Annotated in this window: 17 protein-coding genes; 5 read left to right on the top strand and 12 right to left on the bottom strand. The window is 71.5% G+C overall.

The window, feature by feature from the left end:
* The first annotated feature begins 31 nt into the window (after nucleotides 1-31).
* Nucleotides 32-673 (top strand): cutinase family protein, encoded by a 642-nt coding sequence (locus ABZZ74_RS39310; RefSeq protein ID WP_356773439.1) that lies wholly within the window; start codon nucleotides 32-34, stop codon nucleotides 671-673.
* 69 nt (nucleotides 674-742) lie between these two features.
* Here the strand turns inward: ABZZ74_RS39310 and ABZZ74_RS39305 are convergent, their stop codons facing one another.
* Nucleotides 743-2,467, bottom strand: a complete 1,725-nt coding sequence (locus tag ABZZ74_RS39305; protein WP_356773437.1) for a hypothetical protein — start codon at nucleotides 2,465-2,467, stop codon at nucleotides 743-745.
* Nucleotides 2,468-2,632: 165 nt separating this feature from the next.
* On the opposite strand from ABZZ74_RS39305, the gene ABZZ74_RS39300 reads away from it, so the two are divergent.
* A complete protein-coding gene (locus ABZZ74_RS39300) occupies nucleotides 2,633-3,043 on the top strand; it encodes a VOC family protein (RefSeq protein ID WP_356773435.1) in 411 nt (136 codons plus the stop codon).
* Here the strand turns inward: ABZZ74_RS39300 and ABZZ74_RS39295 are convergent.
* Nucleotides 3,040-3,468: an OsmC family protein gene (locus ABZZ74_RS39295; RefSeq protein WP_356773433.1), complete on the bottom strand. Its 429-nt coding sequence runs from the start codon at nucleotides 3,466-3,468 to the stop codon at nucleotides 3,040-3,042. The genes ABZZ74_RS39300 and ABZZ74_RS39295 overlap by 4 nt on opposite strands.
* An 86-nt stretch (nucleotides 3,469-3,554) precedes the next feature.
* Nucleotides 3,555-4,817, bottom strand: a complete 1,263-nt coding sequence (locus ABZZ74_RS39290; RefSeq protein ID WP_356773431.1) for an MFS transporter — start codon at nucleotides 4,815-4,817, stop codon at nucleotides 3,555-3,557.
* A gap of 258 nt (nucleotides 4,818-5,075) precedes the next feature.
* Here ABZZ74_RS39290 and ABZZ74_RS39285 point away from each other — a divergent pair, with 258 nt between their 5' ends.
* A complete protein-coding gene (locus tag ABZZ74_RS39285) occupies nucleotides 5,076-5,891 on the top strand; it encodes an SAM-dependent methyltransferase (RefSeq protein WP_356773429.1) in 816 nt (271 codons plus the stop codon).
* A gap of 20 nt (nucleotides 5,892-5,911) precedes the next feature.
* Here ABZZ74_RS39285 and ABZZ74_RS39280 read toward each other — a convergent pair whose 3' ends face one another.
* Entirely contained in the window at nucleotides 5,912-6,817 is a 906-nt protein-coding gene (locus tag ABZZ74_RS39280) for a helix-turn-helix transcriptional regulator (RefSeq protein ID WP_356773427.1), read from the bottom strand.
* A gap of 144 nt (nucleotides 6,818-6,961) precedes the next feature.
* Here ABZZ74_RS39280 and ABZZ74_RS39275 point away from each other — a divergent pair, with 144 nt between their 5' ends.
* Together ABZZ74_RS39275 and ABZZ74_RS39270 are read left to right on the top strand one after the other, a co-directional pair.
* Nucleotides 6,962-7,591, top strand: a complete 630-nt coding sequence (locus ABZZ74_RS39275) for a hypothetical protein (protein ID WP_356773425.1) — start codon at nucleotides 6,962-6,964, stop codon at nucleotides 7,589-7,591.
* A gap of 66 nt (nucleotides 7,592-7,657) precedes the next feature.
* On the top strand, nucleotides 7,658-10,195 hold the full coding sequence (locus ABZZ74_RS39270; protein ID WP_356773423.1) for a SpoIIE family protein phosphatase: 2,538 nt from the start codon (nucleotides 7,658-7,660) through the stop codon (nucleotides 10,193-10,195).
* Nucleotides 10,196-10,214: 19 nt separating this feature from the next.
* Here ABZZ74_RS39270 and ABZZ74_RS39265 read toward each other — a convergent pair whose 3' ends face one another.
* The 8 genes from ABZZ74_RS39265 to ABZZ74_RS39230 all read right to left on the bottom strand — a co-directional run bounded on the left by ABZZ74_RS39265 (nucleotide 10,215) and on the right by ABZZ74_RS39230 (nucleotide 22,183).
* The gene (locus tag ABZZ74_RS39265) at nucleotides 10,215-11,378 is read right to left on the bottom strand and encodes a substrate-binding domain-containing protein (RefSeq protein WP_356773421.1); all 1,164 of its coding nucleotides are present in this window, start codon (nucleotides 11,376-11,378) and stop codon (nucleotides 10,215-10,217) included.
* Between the two features lie 56 nt (nucleotides 11,379-11,434).
* Nucleotides 11,435-12,541: an ABC transporter permease gene (locus tag ABZZ74_RS39260; protein WP_356773419.1), complete on the bottom strand. Its 1,107-nt coding sequence runs from the start codon at nucleotides 12,539-12,541 to the stop codon at nucleotides 11,435-11,437.
* A complete protein-coding gene (locus ABZZ74_RS39255) occupies nucleotides 12,538-14,085 on the bottom strand; it encodes a sugar ABC transporter ATP-binding protein (RefSeq protein ID WP_356773417.1) in 1,548 nt (515 codons plus the stop codon). Before ABZZ74_RS39255 ends, ABZZ74_RS39260 begins: the two co-directional genes overlap by 4 nt.
* A 133-nt stretch (nucleotides 14,086-14,218) precedes the next feature.
* Nucleotides 14,219-17,095, bottom strand: a complete 2,877-nt coding sequence (locus ABZZ74_RS39250) for a SpoIIE family protein phosphatase (protein WP_356773415.1) — start codon at nucleotides 17,093-17,095, stop codon at nucleotides 14,219-14,221.
* A 127-nt stretch (nucleotides 17,096-17,222) separates the two neighbouring features.
* Entirely contained in the window at nucleotides 17,223-18,158 is a 936-nt protein-coding gene (locus ABZZ74_RS39245) for a cyclase family protein (RefSeq protein WP_356773413.1), read from the bottom strand.
* 232 nt (nucleotides 18,159-18,390) lie between these two features.
* Nucleotides 18,391-19,053 carry a TetR family transcriptional regulator C-terminal domain-containing protein gene (locus tag ABZZ74_RS39240; RefSeq protein ID WP_356773411.1) on the bottom strand — a complete coding sequence of 221 codons (663 nt, stop codon included), beginning with the start codon at nucleotides 19,051-19,053 and terminating at the stop codon, nucleotides 18,391-18,393.
* Nucleotides 19,050-21,059: a CocE/NonD family hydrolase gene (locus ABZZ74_RS39235; RefSeq protein WP_356773409.1), complete on the bottom strand. Its 2,010-nt coding sequence runs from the start codon at nucleotides 21,057-21,059 to the stop codon at nucleotides 19,050-19,052. The genes ABZZ74_RS39240 and ABZZ74_RS39235 overlap by 4 nt, the downstream gene beginning before the upstream one ends.
* Nucleotides 21,056-22,183 carry an ATP-binding cassette domain-containing protein gene (locus ABZZ74_RS39230; protein WP_356773407.1) on the bottom strand — a complete coding sequence of 376 codons (1,128 nt, stop codon included), beginning with the start codon at nucleotides 22,181-22,183 and terminating at the stop codon, nucleotides 21,056-21,058. Before ABZZ74_RS39230 ends, ABZZ74_RS39235 begins: the two co-directional genes overlap by 4 nt.
* Nucleotides 22,184-22,276 lie beyond the last annotated feature (93 nt).

Below are 22,276 nucleotides of genomic sequence, written 5' to 3'. Positions count from 1 at the left end.
GCTGCACGCGCCCGACCCGCAAAGGATCCCCATGCGTATTCGCTTGTGTCTCGCCGCGCTCTCGTTGGCCGCCGGGGCCGGACTGGCCACTCTCTCGCAGCCCGCGGCTTCCGCTGCCACCTGCTCGGACATCGACGTCGTGGCGGCTCGCGGCACCTTCGAACCGGGCACGCTCGGCCTGATCGTCGGCGACCCGGTGTACTCCGCGCTGCAGAAGAAACTGACGGGCAAAAGCCTCTCCAGCTATGCGGTGAATTACCCGGCCGATCTTTCTCTGACATCGGCCGCCCAGGGAAACGCCGATCTGGTGAACCACGTCAACGCGCAGGCCGCCGCCTGCCCGAATCAGCGCTTCGTTCTTGTCGGCTATTCGCAGGGCGCGAACGTCGTCGACAACTCGATCGGCATCAGCAGCGCCGGAGCGGTGGTCGGCAGCCCCATCGTGGCGACCCTCCCCGCGGCGGTCGAACCGCGAGTCGCCGCGGTGCTTCTGTTCGGCAACCCGATCCGGGCCCTCGGCAAGAGCGTCACCGGCACCTACCAGAGCCGCACCATCGACTTCTGCGCCAAGGGCGACCCCATCTGTGAGAACGGCGGCGGCGACGTCCTGGCCCACCTCGGCTACACCGCCGACGCGGACGCGGCGGCCAACTTCGCCGCGGGCAAGGTCTGAGCGAGGGCGGCCAAGCGTCGATCGGCCCGGGAGGTTCTCCTCCCGGGCCGATCGGCTGTGGGGGGATCTCTACCGGGGCTCCGCGGCGAAGCCCGCGAGGCTGGTGGACACCGCCTCGGGCCTGCCGTCGTTCTGCACCGGCGCCGCGGTCAGCACGTCGAGGTGCTGGTAGCCGGGGGCGACCACCGGGTGCAGGCCGGCCGGGATGCGGCCCGCGAGGAGCCCGTCGCCGGCGAGGACGGTGAGCGTCGGGTTCGCCGTCAACCCGTCGGGGTGCACCACGAGTTGCTTGATCTGCGGGGAGCCGGCTAGCTCGATGTCGGTCACCAGCTTGGTGGGGAAGTACTGCTCGGTGAAGTCCAGCGGCTGCTCGGCCAGACTGCGGGCCAGCTCCCGGATGTCGGTGACCTCCTTGGAGGCACTGGTGAAGGGGGTGCCGTCGGCGGAGCGGTGTCCGGGGTCGTCGGCGGCGCCGACACGGTCGTAGTCGCGCCAGGTGTACAGCGGTCCGTGCGGCTCGGCGGGAATCGCCTTGTACTCGACGCCGAACAGCTGCTGCTGCGACGAACTGCCGTTGGCTGCCGGGAAGTTCTTGTCCGTGATCGGCCCGCCGTCGAAGAAGCCGACGCTGCTCTGCAGGAACGCCAGCGGTACGGAGTTGTCGTCCAGCAGCGCGCCGAGCACGGCGTCGTTGGTGAGCCGGAAGTCCTTCACGGCCGGTGAGCCGGTGAGGAAGGTGGTGGTGTCCTTGGAGAACAGGAAGCGGTTGGTGGCCTCGATGTTGACGTTGGACGGCAGATAGGAGGGCAGGTCCGCCTCGGCGTCCGGGGCCTTTACGGCACCCAGTCCGGCGATGCCGAGCAGGGTCATGGTCTCGGGGTTGAGGAGCACGGGCGCGGACAGTGAGCGGGGCAGCACCCCGCTGTCGAGTCCGGCCTGCACGGCGGTGTAACCGATGCCGACATCGGGCAGGTTGGTGTCGCCCGGCACGCTGCCGCTGAGGTCGGCGAGGGAGGTGGAGATCGTGGTGTCGAGGGCGAAGTACCCGGCGCACTGGTTCTGTCCGGCGTCCGCCGTGGTCGCCGGATCGCCGTCGAAGTCGGCGGCCGCGAAGTAGCCGGTGATCACCCCGCCCAGGGAGTGCCCGCCGCACAGCACCTTGCGCCGCCGCAGCGTCTGGTCGGGCAACTCGGCGGTGAGCAGGTCGTACTCGTCCCGCACGGTCTGCCGGATGCCGAGCCTGGCCAGCCAGCCGAGCTGCCCGTTGCCGACGTACCCGGCGAAGGTGCGGCCGGCGACCTGCTTGCCGCGGTAGTAGTAGTCGACGGCCGTGTGCTCGTCGCCGGAGGCGATGCCCGTCCGGTCCTCCAGACAGTTCGAGCGGCGGTCCAGGGCCCAGAACTCGATGTGCCGGCCCTCTTCCGCGGCCCGTGCGACGGTGTCGCGGGCGACGCTGTCGAACGCTCCGGCGCCCTCCAGGATGCCCGGCTGGGCGACCAGGATCCGGTCCGCGTCGGCCGGGCGGCCCGGCCCGTCGGCGGAGCGGTAGCGCAGGTACGACAGCCAGTCGCAGGCCTCCGGGCGGGCCCCGAACGACCGCGGCAGCGCAACCTTCACCCGCACCACCGTCTCCACGACACCGTCGGCCGGGTGCGTCGACGCCACGGCCGTCTCGGTCCGGGCCGCGCCGTCCCCCTGGGCCTGCGGGACCGCGGCGGTGAGCGCGCCCGCGGTCAGCAGCGTCGCCAGCGCGGCGCCGCGCCATGTCCTTCCTGTTCTCCGACTCGTGTTCATAGCCGGACCGTAGGACCGCGCCACCCGCGCGATCCGGAAGTGCTCACAACAACGCAGCACTCGACGACACCCTTGTCACCGGCACGCAGCGAGCCGGGGCCCTGCTGACGGACCAAGAGCCTGTCTCGGAGTCCGGCTCGTTTCATCTTGTGACAAGATCACGGGATGCTACGACTCACCGACTTCATCATCGACTGCCCGGACACGATGGAGCTGGCGGCCTTCTACTCCGAGGTGGTGGGACTGCCGGTCAAGGAGGACAGCAACGAGCACTGGGCCGGGATCCAGCTCGGCGGGATCGAGCTGGCCTTCGTCCAGGTGGAGGACTACCGCGCCCCGCAGTGGCCCGACAGTGCGCACCCCAAGCAGTTCCACCTCGACTTCGAAGTCGACGACATCGAGGCCGAACAGCGCCGCGTCCTGGGCCTCGGCGCGACGCTGCTGCGGAACTGCGTCGACCCCGACGGCTACGGCTTCCGCGTCTACACCGATCCCGTCGGCCACCCCTTCTGCCTCTGCCGCAACAAGGGTGTCGTCTGGACCGACCAGGGCCCGGTCTGGCCCGAGCGCGGCTAGGCGTCCTCGACCACCGCCATGACCGGCGTGCCGATCTCGACGGTGCGGCTGACCGTGCACAGGCGGTCGTGGGAGACGCCGACCGCCCGGGGCAGGATGGCGCGGGCCCGGTCGCCGGAGGCGCCTTCGGGGAAGGTGACCGAGAATCTGACCTCGAGGTCGGTCATCCGGTTGCCCAGCTCGTCGCTGACCTTGTTGCCGCTGACGGTGACGGTGAACGCCTCGGGCTCCGCGTGCCGGCTGGTGGCGACGTCCACGTCGACGGCGGTGCAGCCGCCGAGCGCGGCGAGCAGCAGCTCGACGGGGGTGAAGTCCGTACCGTCTCCGGTACCGAAGTCGATCGTGGCGCCGTGGGCGTTCGTCGCGGTGAACCGGCCCGGACCGGTGCGCTCGACGGTGACGGCGCGCAGAGAGCCCTCGCTCATGGACCAACCAATCTCTCGGAGTCTTTCGACCCCGTCATGCTCTCCACAGCGACCGGCCCGGTTCAAACAGCCACGGCGTCGGACGGCTACACACCGTCGGCGGCCGCAGCGCTCGGGGCCTGGGTGCCCGTGGTGCCGAAGCGGATGCCTTTGGCCTCCTTGCCGACGGCGCTCAGCACGACCACCGCGGCGAGCGCCGGGACGACGGTCCAGGCGATCGCCGGCGGATAGCCGTGCCGCTCTGCGATGGCCTCCTGGATCGGCAGGTTGAGGGCGGCGATGAGGTTGCCGAGCTGGTAGGTGACGCCGGGGTAGAAGCCGCGGATCGCGTCGGGGCTCATCTCGGTCAGATGCGCGGGGATGACGCCCCAGGCCCCCTGGACGCAGACCTGCATGAGGAAGGAGGAGAGCATCAGCCAGCCGACGGTGGTGGACAGCACGAAGAAGGGCACGACGACCAGGCCCCCGGTCGCCGCGATCATGATCGTACGGCGGCGTCCCAGCTGCTCGGACAGGGCGCCGAGCAGGGCGCCCCCGATGATGGCGCCGACGTTGTAGACGATCGCGATGGCGATGGAGGTGTCCGCGGACAGGCCGAGGCCCTTCTTCACGAAGGTCGGGTAGACGTCCTGGGTGCCGTGCGACATCCAGTTGAAGGCGGTCATCAGCGCGACCAGGTACACGAAGCGCTTCAGCACCGCCGGGTTCCTGAAGACCTGGTGGGCGGGGGTGCGGTTGACGGCGACGCTCTTCTCCCACACCTCGCTCTCCTCTACCCGGGTGCGCACCCACAGGGCGACCAGGGCGGGCACCAGGCTGAAGGCGAACAACCCCCGCCAGCCGAAGGCGGGTTCGATGCCGAGGAAGGCCACGGCGGCGAGCAGATAGCCCAGCGAGTAGCCGCTCTGCAGCAGCCCCGACCAGAATCCGCGCCGCTCCGCCGGGATCTTCTCCATGGCGAGCGCCGCGCCCAGGCCCCACTCGCCGCCCATGCCGATGCCGTACAACAGGCGCAGCACCAGCAGCACGGCGTAGTTGGGGGCGAAGGCGCAGGCGAAGCCGACGATCGAGTAGAAGACGACGTCGACCATGAGCGGCAGCCGGCGGCCCCGGCGGTCGGCCCACAGGCCGAAGAGGAACGCACCGACCGGCCGCATCACCAGCGTGGCGGTGGTCAGGAACGCCATGTCGGTGAGGGAGACGTCGAAATCGTCGGCGATCTCGCTGTAGACGAGGACCACCAGGAAGTAGTCGAAGGCGTCCATCGCCCAGCCCAGGTAGGCGGCGACGAAGGCGTTGCGCTGATCCCTGGTGAGACCTGTTGCCTGTTCCCGGACGGTCTTCAGCATGCCGGTCCTTCCCACGGCTCCGCGGGTCAGGGTAGGTGGGGGTGCATGGGTGGGCAATGCAAGAACCGGCAAAACAAGCGCCACGATCGCCTCGGACGCCACCGCGCCCGCTGGACTGACCCGACGTCAACAAACAAACAGGTCAAGGTAATTGGGCCCGATGATTCACATGATCCGCGCCTGGGAGAATAACGTGGACGTCGACGACCGGCGTTCGACCATCCGTGGTTCCACCATCCCGTACCCACAGGAGCGTCCATGGCTGATCAGGCGGAGAACTCCGAGCGAGAGCCGTTGCCCAAGATCGACACCTCTGTGCCGCAGTCGGCCCGGATCTGGAACTACTGGCTGGGAGGGAAGGACAACTACGAAGTCGACCGGGTGGCCGGTGACGCGTTCCGGGAGATCTTCCCCGGTATCGAGACCGGTGCCCGCGCCGCCCGTTACTTCCTCGCCCGCGCCGTCCGCCACCTGGCCGGCGAGGAGGGCGTCCGCCAGTTCCTGGACATAGGAACCGGGCTGCCCAACGTGGACAACACCCACCAGATCGCCCAGCGGGTGGCCCCGGAGTCCCGGATCGTCTACGTCGACAACGACCCGTTGGTCCTGGCCCACGCGCGGGCCCTGCTCACCAGCACCCCGGAGGGCGTCACCAACTACGTCGACGCCGACCTGCGCGATCCGGAGACGATCCTGCGGGAGGCCGCGAAGACGCTGGACTTCGACAAGCCGGTCGCCCTCATGCTGATGGGCATCCTGGGCCATATCGAGGACCACGACGAGGCGTGCTCGATCGTCCGCCGGCTGGTGGCCGGGCTGCCGTCGGGCAGCTTCCTGGTGCAGTACGACAGCACCGACACCAGCAAGGCCTACCTCGAGGCTATCCAGCAGTACAACGAGGGCGGCTCGATCCCCTACATCCTCCGCAGCCCCGAGCAGATCGCCCGCTACTTCGACGGCCTGGAACTGCTCGAACCGGGCGTGACCTCGTGTTCGCGCTGGCGCCCCGACGACGGCGCCTGGGGTCTGCCCGCGGAGGTGCACCAGTACGGCGGTGTCGCCCGCAAGCCCTGACGGGCGAGGCGCCCGCCGGGTCAGGTCTCCTGGAGGATGCGGTGGAGGATCGTCGGGGTCTCGTCCGGCGATTCGGCCTCGACCACCAGGCGGTTCATGGCGTCCCAGTAGCACTCGACGTCGGCGGGCCGGTCGGGATAGAGCGCGGTGGCGAGTCGTTCGAGGTGGACCACGTCGGGCAACTCGCTGCCGGGCAGCCGCACGATGGTCATGGGGCCGCTCTCCGCGGAGTGACCACCGGCGAGGAACGGCAGGACCTGGACGGAGACCCGCGGGTGCCGGCACATCTCGATGAGATGCCTGAGCTGGGCGCGCATCGTGGGCAGACCGCCCACCGGGCGGCGCAGCGCCGCCTCGTCGATGACGGCCCAGAGCCGGGTCGCCGACCGGCCGTCGAGGATCCGCTGCCGGGTCATCCGTAAGGCGAGCCGCCGGTCGATCTCGTCCTCGGAGGCGTCCGCGTGGGCGAGCCGGATGGCGGCACGGGCGTAGTCGCGGGTCTGCAACAGGGCCGGGACGCGCTGGACCTCGTAGCAGCGGATGAGGGCCGCCGCCTGTTCCGCCGCGAGGTAGGCCTGCGACCAGGCGGGCACCACGTCGTGGTAGTCCTGCCACCACGCGGGGGTGTTGGCCGCCTCGGCCAGCGTCAGCAGGGTGGCTCGCTCGGCCTCGTCCGTGACGCCGTAGAGGGTGAGCAGATCGGCCACGTCGCGCAGCTTGAATCCGTGCCGGCCGGCCTCCATGCGGCTGATCTTCGACCGGGAGCCGCGGATGACCTGCCCCGCCTCCTCACGGGAGACACCCCGCCCCTCCCGCAACCTCCGCAGCCGCGCCCCCAGGAGCAGTCTCGGCACCATGGGCCCGGCGGACGGACCACCCAGAACCCCCGTGCCGGACGGTGTGCTTGCGGTCTCTTCGACACCCATGGGCATGCTCCTCGCCGTGAACTCCACCATCGTAAAGCCCGGTTGACGCCAGGGGTCGGCTTCACCGAACCGACATGGCTCGGTTCCGGCGAACGTTCATGGCCGCCTCGGCGTCCTGTCTGCGTGATGTCCGAAGGGGGTTCCATGTCACGACGAAGCGGTCGAGCGGCCGGGTGCGCGGCGACAGCGGTCGCCGCCGCCATCGCCCTGGCGGGGTGCGCAAACAGGGCCACCGATCCGTCCGCCGCCCCATCCGCACCGGAGCTGACCACGTCCCCACCGCAGGCCTTCCAACACCGCACCTACGCCTGCGGAAGCACTGTCGCCCCGCCGGTGGAATCCTCCACGGCGAGTGACGCGGTCCGGCTGTCCGTCACCGACGTCCGGTTCCACGGCGATCGGATCACCGCCCGCTACGGGATCAGCTCCGCGAACGCCACGACGGTTCTCAACTACCCCGTGTCGCCCACGCCGCCGACGATCCTGCTGATGCGCGCGGGGCACATCGTGGGACGGCACAAACCACCGGCGTCCTCCGTCGTCGACGGCCTCCCCGCCGAGATGCGTCCCATCGGCCGGCACCCCTACGTCTCGTCCCTGACCGTCGACGAGTTGTGCGCCGGAACGACCTGGGCGCAGGTCCGCTCGCACCCCACGCGGTACCGCGTCGAGATCGTCATGTCCCGGCAACCGACGAGCGGGCCGCAGACCGCCCCACCCGCCACCCGTCTGACCGACCCCCTGACGACGGCCACCACGCGGCTCACGCTGTGAACCCGGCCCCGGCGTCGACCCCCACCAAGGTGCGAATGGCCCTAAAATAGGACAAGCACTCCCTGGATGATCGAGGGCAGCGTGTCGGCCAACGGTATGGCATCGAGCTCGTACCCGCTCGGCGCCGCGGGTGTCGGCGAAGCGCCCGAACGCGACGACGCGTTGGTCAGGGCCGTGATCCATGCCGTGGAGGTCACCGGAGCACATACCGGAAGCGTGTTCCTGCTCTCCGCCGACCATCGCTCGCTCGTGGTGGCCGCGTCCTGCGGGTCACCGCCCTCCCTGCTCACCGGGTGGCGTCGGATCCCGGTGAGCAGCCGTATACCGGTGGCGGAGGCGTACCGCTCCGGGCGCATGGTCCACCTGGCCGGCGCGGAGGAGACGATGCGGCGCTTCCCTCAGCTCTCGATCGCCCTGCCCTACCCGTTCGGCTCCGCGTCGGTCCCCGTACGGGCGGGCGGGCGCACTTTCGGCGCCATCGCCGTGGTGTGGACGGCCAGGCGGGACGGGACGGGCCTGTCGAGGGCGCAGCGCCGACAGCTGCGCTCCACCGCCGACCGGCTGGGCACCGTCCTCGCCGGGCTGCGGGCCCGCGGCGGACTCGGCGAGTACGACGAGCGGACGGCCCCGGTACTGGTCCCGCTGCCGTCCTCCCCGATGATCCGGGTCGGTCTGTTCGACTGGAATCTCGGCACCGGTGCCCTCACCGCCGACGACGAACTGTGCGCGATCCTCGGGATCGAGCCCCGCGAGTTCGACGGGCGGGCGGCCACGCTGGCGGCCCGTGTCGAGCCGGCGGATCTGCCCGGTTTTCGGTCCGCCGCCCGTGCCGCGGTCGAGGAGGGGCACGTACTGGCGCACGGACTGCGCATCCTCGACGGCCGTGGTGGGCACCGCCTCGTCGAGCTGTGGGGCCGGGTGCCGGAGAGCCCCCATGACCCGGAGGCCTCGTGCCACCTGGTCGGCGCCGTGCTCGACTCCGGGAGCGGCATGGCCGCCGTCGCGGCGATCGAACGGCTCGCGGACGGCTTCTTCGCGCTCTCTCCGGACGGACGCATCGCCTACGCCAACCACAGCCTGGAGGATCTGCTGCGGGTCCGCCAGGACGAACTCCTCGGCCGGCGCCCCTGGGAGGTCCTGCCCTGGCTGGCCGATCCCGTGTACGAGGACCGCTACCGGGCCGCCGTCGTCTCCCAGCAGCCGGTCTCCTTCCTGGTCCGCCGCCCACCGGACGAGTGGCTGGTCTTCTCCCTCCACCCGGGCGCCCAGGGCATGACGGGATGGGCCTCACGCGTGCGACAGCCCGTACCGGCAGACATCGGACCCGGTACACCGGTCGCTGAGGAGGTACCGCCCATCTCGCCGGCGGCTCCGCCCGCGGTCCCCCGCGTGGGTGCCCTCTACCGGGTGCTCTCGCTCGGCAGCGCCCTCACCGAGGCGGTAACCGCGCACGAGGTGTTCGATGCCGTCGCCGATCAGCTGCTGCCCGCTTTCGGCGGCCAGAAGCTGGCGATCGCCGTGGTGGAGGAGCGGCGCCTGCACCTGCTCGCCCAGCGCGGCTACTCGAAACGCTTCCTCGCCCGGTTCGAAGGGACCCCGCTGCACGCCCGGCTGCCCGTGACGGACGCGCTGACCTCCGGCGCCCCGCTCTTCGTCGAGTCCCGGGAGCAGCTGCGCGCCATGTACCCCGGGATCATGGTGGGTCACACCAACTCCTGGGCGTTCCTGCCGTTGATCGCCTCGAACCGTCCGGTGGGCGGCTGCATGCTGGGCTTCGACGACGTCCACCGGTTCCCCGACGAGGAGCGCGGCGTCCTCACCGCCCTGAGCGGCCTGATCGGCCAGGCCCTCGAACGCGCCAGGCTCTACGACGCCGAATTCGCCCTCGCCCGCGGCCTGCAGGACGCGCTGCTGCCGCACCGGCTGCCCTCCGTGCCGGGTCTGCGCGTCACCGGACGCTATCTTCCTGGCACCCGGGGGATGGAGATCGGCGGCGACTGGTACGACGTCATCCCTACCGGCGACGACGTCTCACTGATCGTCGGGGACGTCGAGGGGCACAACGTCCCCGCCGCGGCCGCCATGGGCCAACTGCGCAGCGCCATGCGGGCCTTCGTCGCCGCAGGTCACCGACCGGGCGAGGTCGTCGCCGGCACCAACCGGCTCCATATGGACCTCGACCCGGCGCTCCTCGCCAGCTGCTGCTACGCCCGGCTCCATCCCCGTTCGGGGATCGTGCGCATCGTCCGCGCGGGCCATCTCCCGCCCCTGCTGCGCCTGTCCGACGGGCACACCAGGATCCTGGACGTGCCCGGCGGCCCGCTGCTCGGCATCGACGCGGCGGCACACTTTCCGGAGTCGGAGCTGCGTCTGGCTCCCGGGTCGGTCCTCGTCCTGTACACGGACGGGTTGATCGAGAGGCGCGACTCGGACATCGGCTCCGACGTCGAGCGGCTCCGGGCGTCGCTGGCCCGTCTGGGCGGGGGCCGCCTGGACGATCTGGCGGACGGGCTGCTGCGCGATGCCTGCCAGGTCCTCCCCGACCGGGCGGACGACATCGCACTCCTCCTCACCGAGCTCACCGAGTACGCACCGCCGCGTTGACCGGTCCCCGCCGCCACCGTCACCTGCCCCAGATCTTCCGGTAGGCCTCCCGGTATCCCACCGGATCCCAGCTTGTGGCGCCCTGGCTGTTGTCGGCCGTGCTGATGTGGACGGGGGCGACATAACCGCTGGCCGGTCGGCCCGAGAAGGCGCGGTTGAACTCGTCGACGATCTGCCAGCCCTGCAGGGACAGTGGCTCGGGCACGGTGGCCGCCTGGTACTGCCCGCTGTTGATGCGCTCGAAGGCGGAGGGGTCGCCGTCGCCCGCGCCGATGTTGAAGGGCGGCCCTGCGCCGTTCTTGCCGGCCGCGCGGAACGCCGGGGCGGCGTCGGCGAAGTACAGGTCGTTGATGGCGACCGAGTGGGTCCAGCTGCCCTGGAAGCGGGAGAGGAGTGAGGAGATCTCCCGGGGCGTGCGGCTGCTCGCGTCCGGGAGCGGGATGTTCTCGTACGCCAGCAGCCGCACGCCCGCGCAGGTGGCCAGCTCCTTCCTGATCAGGTCGGACTTGTACTTGGCGAAGGGAATCGAGGCGTCGGTGAAGACCACGGCCCCGGCGGTGCCGTGGGAGCTGGAGATGACCCACTGCCCGCTGGCTCTGGCGACCTCCTCGACCTTGGTGGTGACGTTGGTGAAGAGCCTGGGGCGCCGGCTGGGGCCGGGGGAGGCGACCGCGTGCCAGCCGATGAGCGGGATGCCTGCCGCGTTCGCGCGCGCCACCTGCTGCGAGGTCGAGCCGGGGTCGAAGCCCCCGATGACGATGCCCGAGGGCCTGACGTCGACGGCCTCGCTCATCGCCGCCTGGATACCGGCGGGGGTGCCGCCGCCGTCGATCACCCGGACGTCCCAGCCGATGACCCGTGCGGCTTCCCGCACACCCTCCGCGGCGCCCGCGACTCCCGGATTGGTCATGGTCTGGGCGACGTAGACGATGGTCCTGCCGGCCACGGCGGTGGGACCGCGGGTCGGTCCGTTCCAGGGGATGTCGGTCCGCTCCGCCCGGCTGACGGCCGCCTGGGCCCTGGCCTGGACCGTGGGGCAGCCGCTCGGGCCCGAGGCGGAGTGCGCCGGGCCGCTCGACGAGCCGCGTTCACAGCCGGCCAGCACGACGACCGCGGCCGCCAATGCGGTGACGGTGGACCGCGCGTTGCGGACGGTGGGGGTGGTGGTGCGGTTGCGGTGCACGGAAGTTCCTTGCCGAGGATTCCGCCCGGGCACGACGGCGGTGCCCGAGGCGTGGGTCATGGAGGGCTGCCCCGTGTGCCGTCTTCCTGTGTCACGGCCGGCGAGTCGCGGGCGACGACCGCGCCGGTGCGCAGCCGGCGACGGGCGGAGTAACCGGCCAGCCCGACGGCGAGGAGCAGCGTGCCGCCGTAGAACAGCGGGACCGTCCAGAAATCACCGCCCATCTGGGCGATGCCGGTGAGGCCCACGGCCAGGACAGCGACGGCGACGAGGGTGCCCAGGGCGTTGGGCCGGCCGGGTTTGATGGCGGTGGAGCCGAGGAGGGCGCCGACGAACGCGGGCAGCAGGTAGTCGAGGCCGACGCTGGGATTGCCGATCTCCTGCTGGGCCGCGAGCAGCACGCCGTCGAAGCCGACGATCAGTCCCGACGCGGCGAAGGCGTAGACGGTGTACCGGCGGGTCGGGATGCCGACCAGGTCGGCGGCGCGCGGGTTCGACCCGACGACGTACAGGTACCTGCCGAGCGGCAGCCGTTCCAGAACCAGCCAGAGGACGGCCGTGAGGGCGAGCACGTAGAAGGCGGGAACCGGCAGGCCGAGGAACGTGGAGTCGTACAAGTCGGTGAAGGCGGGCGGCAGTCCCCGCGGGCCGGGGACGATCCGGCTGCCGCCGGTGATCCAGCCGGTCATCGCGTACATCATGCTGCCGGTTCCGAGGGTGGCGATGAACGAGTCGATCCGTCCGAATTCGACGACGAGACCGTTGAGGACGCCCACGACACCGCCTCCGGCGATCACCGTGAGGCAGGCGAGCGGCCAGGGCCACCCGTCGGCAACGACGAGCTGCATCACCATGACGTGCGCCAGGCCGAGACCGTAGCCGATGGAGAGGTCGAACGCGCCGGTCACGATGGGGACCATGGCGGCGAGCGCGAGGACGGCCGGGATCGACTGGTTGGACAGGATCGAGTCGACGGTGTCCCGCGTGGGAAAGGTGCGGGGCAGGGTGAGGGAGAAGATCAGGAAGAGCAGGGCGGTGAGAGCCAGGAGGCCGTAGGCGCCGATGAGCTGCCCGCTCCGGCCGTGCGGTCGGGCCGGTCGCCTCGGTGCATCCGGGCGACGCCGCCGTGGCGGGGGCGCGGACGGAATGGGGGCGCCGGTCACGAGGTCGCCGTGGTTCCGGAGGAGGGCAGGGCCGACGCCGCCCTGGTGAGCTCGGTGACCGTGAGGGCCGGACCGGTCAGCTCGGCCGTCATGGATCCGCGGACGAAGACCAGGGCGCGTCGGCACACGCCGGCGACCTCCTCGAAGTCGCTGGAGACGAGGAGGACCGCGAGACCGGCCGCGCGTGCCTCGTCGAGCAGGCGGTGGATCGCGGCTTTGGCACCGATGTCCACGCTCGCCGTCGGGTCCTCGAGGATCAGCAGGCGCAGGCCCAGCCGCAGCCATCGGCCGATCATGACCTTCTGCTGGTTCCCCCCGGACAGGGTGGCGATGGTGGCCTCGCTGTCACGGGGACGCACCGAGAACCGTTCGATCAGCGCGCCGGCCTCGGCGCGTTCGCGGCGGGGGCTGATCCAGCGCGGCGCCGACAGGCCCCCCGCGCGAGGATTGGCCAGGAGGTTCTCCCGTACGGTCAGCCCGGCGAGGCAGCCCTCCCGCTGTCTGTCGCCGGGCACGAGGGCGACGCCGTGCCCGACGGCCTCGGCGACCGTACGGGGACGGTACGGGCGACCGCCGAGGAGGGCCCGTCCGGCGAGGAGGGGGCGGCTGCCGGCGAGGGCTCGGGCGAGGTCCATGTGCCCGGCGCCCGTGAGTCCCACCAGACCGAGCACTTCCCCCTCTCCGAGCTCCAGCGCGACCGGGCCCGTGGCGGCGGTGCGCACTCCCTCCAGGGTCAGCACGGCCGGGCCGCCGGGCGGGGCGGTGAAGGGGCGGTGGTCGGTCGGTTCCCCGCCGGTGATGTCGCGCACCAGGCGGGCGGGACCGTGGCTCGCCGACGAGCCGTGGCTGACCAGGCGTCCGTCGCGCAGCACGGCGACGGTGTCGGCGACCTCGTACACCTCGTCCAGGCGATGGGTGACGTAGAGGATGGCGTGGCCCCGCTCGCGCAGGGTGTGCAGGACGTGGAACAGCCGGGCGCAGTCCGCGGCGGGCAGGCGGGCGGTCGGCTCGTCGAGGACGATGAGTTGCGCCCGTGCCGCCAGGGCTCGTGCCACGGCGACGAGCGATCGCTCGGCCGGGGCGAGGCCGGCGACCGGCGCGTCGGGGTCGAGGTGCCCGGCGACGACCCGCAGGGCCTCGGCGCAGTGTTCCCGGGTGCGCCGCCAGGAGATCAGTCCGGCGCGGCGCGGATACCCGGCGGTCAGGGCGATGTTCTCGGCCGCCGTCATCCAGTCCACCAGGCCGAGGTCCTGGTGGATGAAGGACATGTGCCGGGACGCGGCGTGAGTCCCGAGCGGGTGACCGGCCACGGTGACCCGCCCCGAGTCGGCGTGGTGGACGCCGGCGAGCACCTTGATGAGGGTGGACTTCCCCGCTCCGTTGGGACCGAGAAGGGCGAGGACGCTGCCGGCGCGGACATCGAGGTTGACCCCGGCGAGCGCGAGGGTCGCCCCGAAGCTCTTGGTGAGTCCGCGGACACGGACCAGAGGTTCCGCCCCGTGGGGCGGAACCGCGGGCGCAGAGGTGTCGCGGGCCTCGTGCACGGACCTCTCCGGGGTTGGACCTGGTGTGTTCTGCCCGATGTGCATCAGTGATGTTAGCCGCACATACCAGATATTTTCCGATGTCCTGCCCCTGTCTGTACCCCCAACGGAGCAGTCGATCGCCGGACGGGGCTCACGGCCCCTCGAGCCCGCATTCGGCCCAGATGACCTTGCCCTGCCGGGTGTAGCGCGTGCCCCAGCTCCGTGTCAGCTGCGCGACGAGGAACAGGCCGCGGCCCCCCTCGTCGGTGCCGGCCGCCTGCCTCAGGTGCGGGGCCGTGTTGCTGGTGTCGGAGACCTCGCAGATCAGGGAGCGGTCGTGGAGCAGGCGTACCCGGATCGGCCCGGAACCGTGCCGGATCGCGTTGGTGACCAGCTCGCTGAGCACCAGTTCGGCGGCGAACGCGGCCTCGTCGAGTCCCCAGTCGGCCAGTTGCCGGGTGGCGGCGGCACGGACGTCGCTGACCCGTGCCGGATCCGCGGGCAGGTCCCAGGTGGCGATCCGTCGGGGATCCAGCGCGTGGGTGCGGGCGACGAGCAGGGCGATGTCGTCGTAGGGATGAGCGGGAGCCACGGTGTCGAGCACCGCATCGCAGGTCTCGTCGGGCGTGCCCGCCGCCCGGGCCAGGGTGACGCGCAGCTCTTCGAGGACCACGTCGACGTCGCGGTGCCGGTCCTCGATGAGCCCGTCGGTGTAGAGGACCACCTGGCTGTTCTCGGGAAGCTCGAACTCGGTGGCTTCGAACGGCAGACCGCCGAGACCGAGCGGGGGTCCGGCGGGCAGGTCGGGGAACCACACGGTGCCGTCGGGCCGGACCAGAGCGGGCGGGGGATGGCCGGCGCGGGCCATGGTGCACCGCTGTGTGGTCGGGTCGTAGACGGCGTAGAGACAGGTCGCGCCGATGATGCCCGCGTCCACCGCGCCGGGGTCCTCGCGGTCCAGGCGCCCCACGAGTCTGTCGAGGTGGGTGAGGACCTCCTCCGGGGGGAAGTCGAGTTCGGCGAAACTGCGGGCGGCGGTGTGCAGCCGCCCCATGGTGGCGGCCGAGAGCATGCCGTGGCCGACGACGTCACCGACGAAGAGACCGACCCGGGTGCCGGACAGGGGGATGACGTCGTACCAGTCCCCTCCGACGTCGGATTCGGCGGGCAGGTAGCGGTGGGCGACCTCGACGGCGTCCTGGTCCGGCACCACCTGCGGGAGCAGGCTGCGCTGCAGGGCCAGGACCATGGTGCGCTCGCGGGTGTAGCGCCGGGCGTTGTCGATGGACAGCGCGGCACGAGCGGCGAGTTCCTGGGCCAGCGACCGGTCGTCGTCCCCGAACGGTGGGGAGCCCTGCGCGCGGTAGAGGCCGACCACGCCCAGGACGACGCCGCGGGCGACCAGGGGTACCGCGATGAGGGAGTGGACGTGGCTCAGCAGCTGAGCGGAGTGCTCCGCGTCCTGCGTGAACCAGCCCGCGGCGGCCTTCAGGTCCGGTTCCAGCACGGCCCGGCCGCTCGCCAGACAGCGCGACTGCGGCATCGCGGGACCGTAGTTGATCTGCTTGCCGACCGGCTGGAAGGGACAGTCGTCGCGGATGCCGTGGACCACCGTACGGCGCAGGTCGCTGCGGGGATCGGCGGACTCCTCGCCGCGCAGCACGGCCTCGGGCAGGTCGACGGTGACGTAGTCGGCCAGGTGGGGCACCGCCGCCTCGGCGAGTTCCCGGGCGGTACCGCGCACATCCAGCGTGGTGCCGATGCGGACACCGGCCTCGGACAGCAGTTCCAGACGGCGGCGCGCGGCGAGGGCGTACGTCCCCACGTGCGGCTCCCCCACCATCACGAGGCCTCTCGCCGGGGGCGTGGGGCCGAAGTTCCCGTCAGGCGTGCCGTCGGGTCCTGTGACGCCCTCGGCGCCCACGGCGACAGGGCCGTGCACCGTGTCGGCGAGAAGCCCCGACGACGAGGGTGCGGACGGCTGTGCGGGTGCCATGGCGGGAACGGCCCCGGAGAGCGGGAGGGACGTCGCGACGGCAGTCTCCACCGGGAGGGCCAGCGGCTCGTGGATCTGACGCGGGAGGGCGAGGGGCCCGCGCGGTGAGGGACCGGGGAGAACGGCTTCGATGACGAAGCCCTCCACTCCGGAGGCACTCGTCACCGGCCGGCTCACGAGCGTGACCCGACCGCCGTCGGGCAGGGGCACGTCGACACAGGCCCGCTGCGCCCGGGCGATCAGCTCGGCGGCCTTCTCCATGACGATTCCCCGGTCGCGGGGCCTCATCTCCACGGCCAGTTCCCGAACCCCGACACGGTGCCGTGTGCCTGCGGCAGCCTCCGCCCCGCTGTCCAGGTACGCCTGCAGCAGAGCACGCTCACGCGCGGAACTCTGCGCCAGCAGCCCCTGCTCGATGGTCTCGGCCGCCTTGCGTATCACGGCGTCCAGCGCCGGGTTCTCGACGCTGCGCGGATATCCCAGGCACAGGACGCCCTCGATGCGGCCACTGAGCGGGTCGCGGACGGGCAGCGCGCGGCAGGCGCTTGCCTGGGAGCGCTCGGCGAAGTGCTCGGCGCCGAAGACCCGGATGGGCCGGCGCTCCGCCAGGGCGAGACCGATGCCGTTGGTGCCGGCGACCTGCTCGGCGAACACGAATCCGGGGACGCTCTGGATGGACGGAAGGGCTCTGGCCAGCGATGCCTCTCCGAAACGGCGCATGAGCACCGTCCCGTCGGCATCGGCGAGGGAGATGTTCATCGCGCTGCCGGCGAACGTCGCCTGCAGCCGGTCGAGCACCGGAGCGGCCGCGCGGACGATCCGTCCGTCCGGCTCGAAGTCCTCCCGGAAGGGAAGGTCGGTCTGGTCCGGCGACAGCCCCAGCAGCCGGCAGCGCCGCCAGGAAGCCAGGATCGACGCGCGCACCCCCGTCTCGACCGGCTCACCCTGCAGGAACCGCTCACGGAAACCCGCGGGCCCCGTGCCGCCTGACGTACGCCCTGTCGGTATCGGATCTCCGCCTGCCCGAACCACGCTCCGCCTCACTCGCGCCTTCGACAGTCAGATCTTGAGACATGTCGGATATGGAAGAGGATACGAGCATCGGAAGCGCGAGTCACTGTGCGCAAGGTCTCTCCAACCACCGACCGGACTGATCGGTTCAGAGGACCGCGACGGGGTTGACGGGCGAGCCCGTCCCGCCCGGGACGTTCAGCGGCGCCACGACGAGTAGGAAATCGTGCCGACCCGCCTTCGCGGTCTCGGCGGACAGCGATTCCAGGTCGAGGTTGTCCAGCAGCGGCACCCCCATGGCGGCGACGGCCAGGGCATGGACCGGCGAGTGCACACCGTCCACGGGGGAGGGCCGTACGTCACTGTCGCCGTCCCCACCGAGCAGCGCGATGCCGCGCTCGGCCAGCAGCGGCAGGGCGTCCACATGAAAGCCCGCGCTGGCCGTGTCCGGGTCCCAGGCACCGAGTTCCTCGCGGCGCCGGACGTGTCCGGAGCGCAGCAGTACCGCGTCGCCCTCGCCGATCGTCACACCGAGCGCCTTCTCCGCGGCGACGATGTCCTCGGCGTGCACCGGTCGCCCCGGCTCCAGCCAGCGGGTTTTGAGGACGGCGGGCAGATCGAGGAGAACCCCCCTCGTGACGAGGGGGCCGAGCGCCGACACCGCGCCGAAGCGGGCGCCCGCGGCATCGACGACCTCGTGCGCCGTACGGCCGTCGTAGAGCCGCCCCCGGTAGGCGATGTGGCACAGGGCGTCGAGATGGCTGATGCCCTTGCCGTGGTAGTCGGCGGCGATGAAGTCCTTGTGGGTGGAGGGTTCCGGCGCCTCCACGTCACCGAGATCGGTCATGTGGTGCAGCGCGGGCTTGCGGTTGTCGGGGCCCGGCCGGGTGTTCCAGGGCAGCCCCAGCGGGACGACCGTGCCCGTCCGCACCCGCGCCACGGCCCGCAGCACGTGGTCCGGGGTGACCCGGTTGAAGGCGCCGCGCTCGGCCGGGGACCAGCGTCCCCACGTGCGGACCGCATCGAAGAGTGCGTCGAACTCCCGACGGGAGACGGCGGGCCCGTCGCCGGAACGTGGACTCATCCGGCCCTCCTTGATCACTGGGCGGTCAGGAGCCCCCGAGGAAGGGCAGGCGCACCTTCCGTTGAGAATTGTCCCTGTTCGTGTCGGCCGACCTCCGCCAAGACAACCCCGACCCTACCGATAGGCCTGCCGCAGCTCCCGTGGGCGATCCACGACAACGACAGGAGGCTGCGGTCCCCGGGCCGTCTCACCCGAGGACCGTGTGTTTCCGGGGTCTCCGTCAGGTTCGGGCTCAGTTCCGTCGGCGCAGTTCCGTGTCGATCAAGTGGTTCAGATGGCGGCGGGCGTCCTCTGTGGCCAGCGGCGGAGCCTGCCGCAGCCGTTGCAGGGCCAGGCCGTCGGCGAGGGCGGCGAAGCGGGCTGTGAAGCCGTCCAGGTCATCGCAGGTGAACTCACCGTCGGCGAGTCCTCGTTCGGCCAGCGTGCGGATCTGCTGGTACCAACTCTCGTAGCGTCGGTCCTGGCCGCGGGAGAACGCCGGATCGGGATGGTGCTCGCCGACGTTCCAGTACTCGAACCACATCCGCCAGTGGCGGTCGGTGTCCTCGGTGAACAGCGCATCGACAAGGAGCCGCAGTCCCTCCGCACCGCTGGTCGCCCGGTCGGCGGCCTCGCTGAGGGCGGTGTAGTACCGCTCGATCTGCAGCACCATCGCCTCGGAGAGGATCTCCTGGACGCTGCCGAAGTGGTAGGTGACCGTGCCGACCGACACCCCGGCCGCGGCGGCGACGTCCCGGACTCCGACCGAGGCGTACCCGCGCTCCGCGATCAGCGGAACAGCCGCCTCGACGATGAGCCGGCGGCGCACCTCGGTGGGCTGCCGGGTGCGGTCGGCGGCGGCCACGGCACGGCGCGGGCTCTTCTCGGCCTTCGTCCCCACATCCTCGGCCTTCATCCCGACGTCCTCGGGGTGGTCCGGTGCCATGCGCGCTTGGCCACTGTCTCTCCGTTCGCCCGTGCCTCAAGGTGACTGTCCATGACGAACTCCGCCGCCGTGGCCCGCAGTTCCGTCCGTGCGACGACCTCGGCATCCCATTCCTCGCCGCGGCTGAGCCGGATCGTCCACGCCGAGACGGCCGAGGCCGACAGTGGGTCGTCGCCGCGGATACGGTACGTCTCCCGAGCGCTCTCCTCGTATCGCAGGCCGTCGGGGTAGGTGCGGGAGCCGCCGTAACGCGGGTCGACCTCCAGGGTCCACTCCCCTGCCGCCACGTCGTGGCTGACCAGCCGCTCGGGCCCCGGCTCGCCAGGGACGTCGTACGTCACCGGAAGCGGTACCGCCTGCTCGGGTTCCTCGAAGCGGATCGGCGGCTCTTCTCCGGCCGTCCGCACCGGCAGCAGGAGGGCGCTGTGCGCGGGCAGCAGAGTCAGCTTCCCGCGTTCGCCGTGCGGCCACACCCAGGGCCAGTACGTGTCGGACACGGCGACCCGGATGCGGTGGCCGGGCGGGAAGGCGTACCCGACGGCGCTCAGTTCGAACTCGACGTCCTCGACGCTCCCCGGCGTCCATGCGACCGCCTTGTCCCGTCCGTGCCGGGCGAGCAGGTTGAGCACGCCCCGGGTGACGAGGGTGGACGAGCCGTCGGGGGCCACGTCGCAAAGGCGGGCGATCACATGGGCGCGCGCAGTGGCGCTGTCCAGGCTGAGCCGGACCCGAGGGCGGCCGAGGATCTCGACGCGTTCGGTCAGGGGCCCCGAGTCGAGGCAGACCGAACGGCCGTCCTCCTCCCGCTGGTCCGGCGGCAGGTCGCTCGCGTTGCCGAAGGGGAAGAAACGGCCGGCGTCGATGCCGGTGTGCTGTGGAGAGCGGACGACGAGGGGCGGTGCGCCCTCCGCAGCAAGCGGGCGCTCCTGCCACGTCACGTGTGGCGAGGGCCAGTTCATGTCGCCGACCCAACGGCCCGGCATGACGTCGTACGAAGTGGCGGGCCGGACCGGATCGTTGACCCAGGCGCGCAGGAGCGGCTCCCGCATGACCCCGGTGTCCGCGCCCTTCAGCCAGTGGTCCCACCAGCGCAGGGTTTCCTGGAGGAAGCCGATCGCCGGGCCGGGCGGAAGTCCGCGGTCCGGGTACTGGTGGGACCAGGGGCCGATCAACCCTCGTACCCGGTCGGCGGGAAGGTGTTCCACCAACCGCAGCACCGTGTCGCGATACGGATCGTTCCAGCCGCCCACCGCGAGGACGGCCGCGCCGATCGCGCCGTAGTCCTCGCAGACGCTGCCGTGCCGCCAGTAGTCGTCGCGCTGCTGGTGGGCCAGCCAGGTGTGCAGGAACGGTTCGAGGGCGTCGAGGCGTTCGCGCCACATCGGCAGCCAGCGGTCGGCGCCGACGTTCGCCGGGTCGGGCGGGCGGGCGGCGAAGGCGAGCATGGTGCCGGCCCAGGCGAGCATGTCGATGCCGAGGACGGCGCCGCCGGTGTAGTGCACGTCGTTGTCGTAGCGGTCGTCGGTGGAGCAGACGGTGACGATCGCCTTGAGGGGTTCGGGGGCCAGGGCGGCGATCTGGAGAGAGTTGAAGCCGCCCCAGGAGATGCCGAACATGCCGACCTTGCCGGTGCACCAGGGCTGCGCGGCCAGCCAGTTGACGACGTCGACGCCGTCCGCCAGCTCCTGGGCGTCGTACTCGTCGCCCGGTACGCCCTCACTGTCGCCGTGGCCACGGATGTCCACGCGGACGGAGGCGTAGCCGTGACCCGCGTACCAGGGGTGGCGCTGGGCGTCGCGCGGAGCGGTCCAGTCGCTCTTGCGGTACGGGAGGTATTCGAGCAGCGCGGGCACCGGGTCGGCCTCGGCGTCGGCGGGGCGCCAGACACGGGCGTGCAGGCGGACCCTGCCGTCGCGGGTGGGGATCCAGACGTCCTCACGCACGACCTGGCGCTCGAACCGCTCTCGGTACTTCACGAAACTCCTTCGGGGAGAGGGGTGTTGGCCGGAAGCCAGCGGCGAGCCCGGTGGCCGTCGCCGTGGTCGGCCCACAGGTCGCCGGGTTCGGCCGCGTCGAGCCAGTCGGGCGCCTTTGCCACGAACGGCTCGGCGTCGGGATCGGGTTCGAGCGCCGCCGCCATCAGTTCGCGGGTGTAGGGGTGGGCCGGGTCGCCGAAGACGGCCTCGGTGGGACCCTCCTCCACCACCACACCCTGCCGCAGCACGAGCACGCGGTCGGCGATGCCCCGTACGACGGCCAGGTCGTGGCTGATGAACAGACAGGCCAACTGCCGTTCCCGGCGCAGGTCGTCGAGCAGCCGCAGCACCTCGGCCTGCACGGAGACGTCCAGGGCGGTGGTGATCTCGTCGGCGATCAGCACGTCCGGCTCCCCTGCCAACGCCCGTGCGATACCGATCCGTTGACGCTGGCCGCCGGAGAGCTGGGCGGGCAGCCGGGCGGCGAGCGACGGGTCGAGGCGTACGTCCCGCACGAGGTCGAGGGCGCGTGCGGCGGCCGTCTGCCGGTCGGGGGCGGTGCCGAAGAAGCGCAGGGGACGGCGGATCGCGTCGCCGACCGTGCGGCGCGGGTTGAGGGAGGTGTCGGCGTTCTGGAACACCAACTGCACCAAACGCCGTAGCGCTGTCGGTCGTTGACGTGCGGGCTTGGCCAGATCACCGGAGCCGTGGGTCATCGTCCCGCCGGAAGGAGCGCGCAGACCGGCGAGGGACCAGGCGAGGGTGGACTTCCCGCTGCCCGACTCCCCCACCAGGGCGACGATCTCGCCGCGCCGGACGTCGAAGGAGACGCCGTGGACGGCACGCGCCGACCCGTAGTCGACGGTGACGTCCGCGGCCGAGACCGCCACCGGAGCGTCCGCCGCCACCACGGCTCTGGCGCGGACCTCGCGCTCACCGTCGTCCCCCACGAGGGCGAGACCGTCGTCGGTCAGGCGCGGCACGCTCGCCAACAGCCGCTTGGTGTAGGCGTGTTGGGCTCCGGAGAAGAGGGTTCGCGTGGGCGCCGCCTCCACGACCCGGCCCGCGCGCAGCACGCTCACCTCATCGGCCATCCGGGCGACGACCCCGAGGTCGTGGCTCACTAGTAGATTGTCGCAGCTAATTTCTGGGGTAGAGGTGGCGCAGTTTGATGCGTGCGTCGTGGTTGGTGAACTGCCAGTCCACCTGACGCTGGT

The organism is Streptomyces sp. NPDC006476, assembly GCF_040612015.1.
Lineage (GTDB): Bacteria > Actinomycetota > Actinomycetes > Streptomycetales > Streptomycetaceae > Streptomyces > Streptomyces griseorubiginosus_B.
This window is presented reverse-complemented; position numbering and strand designations above follow the sequence as displayed.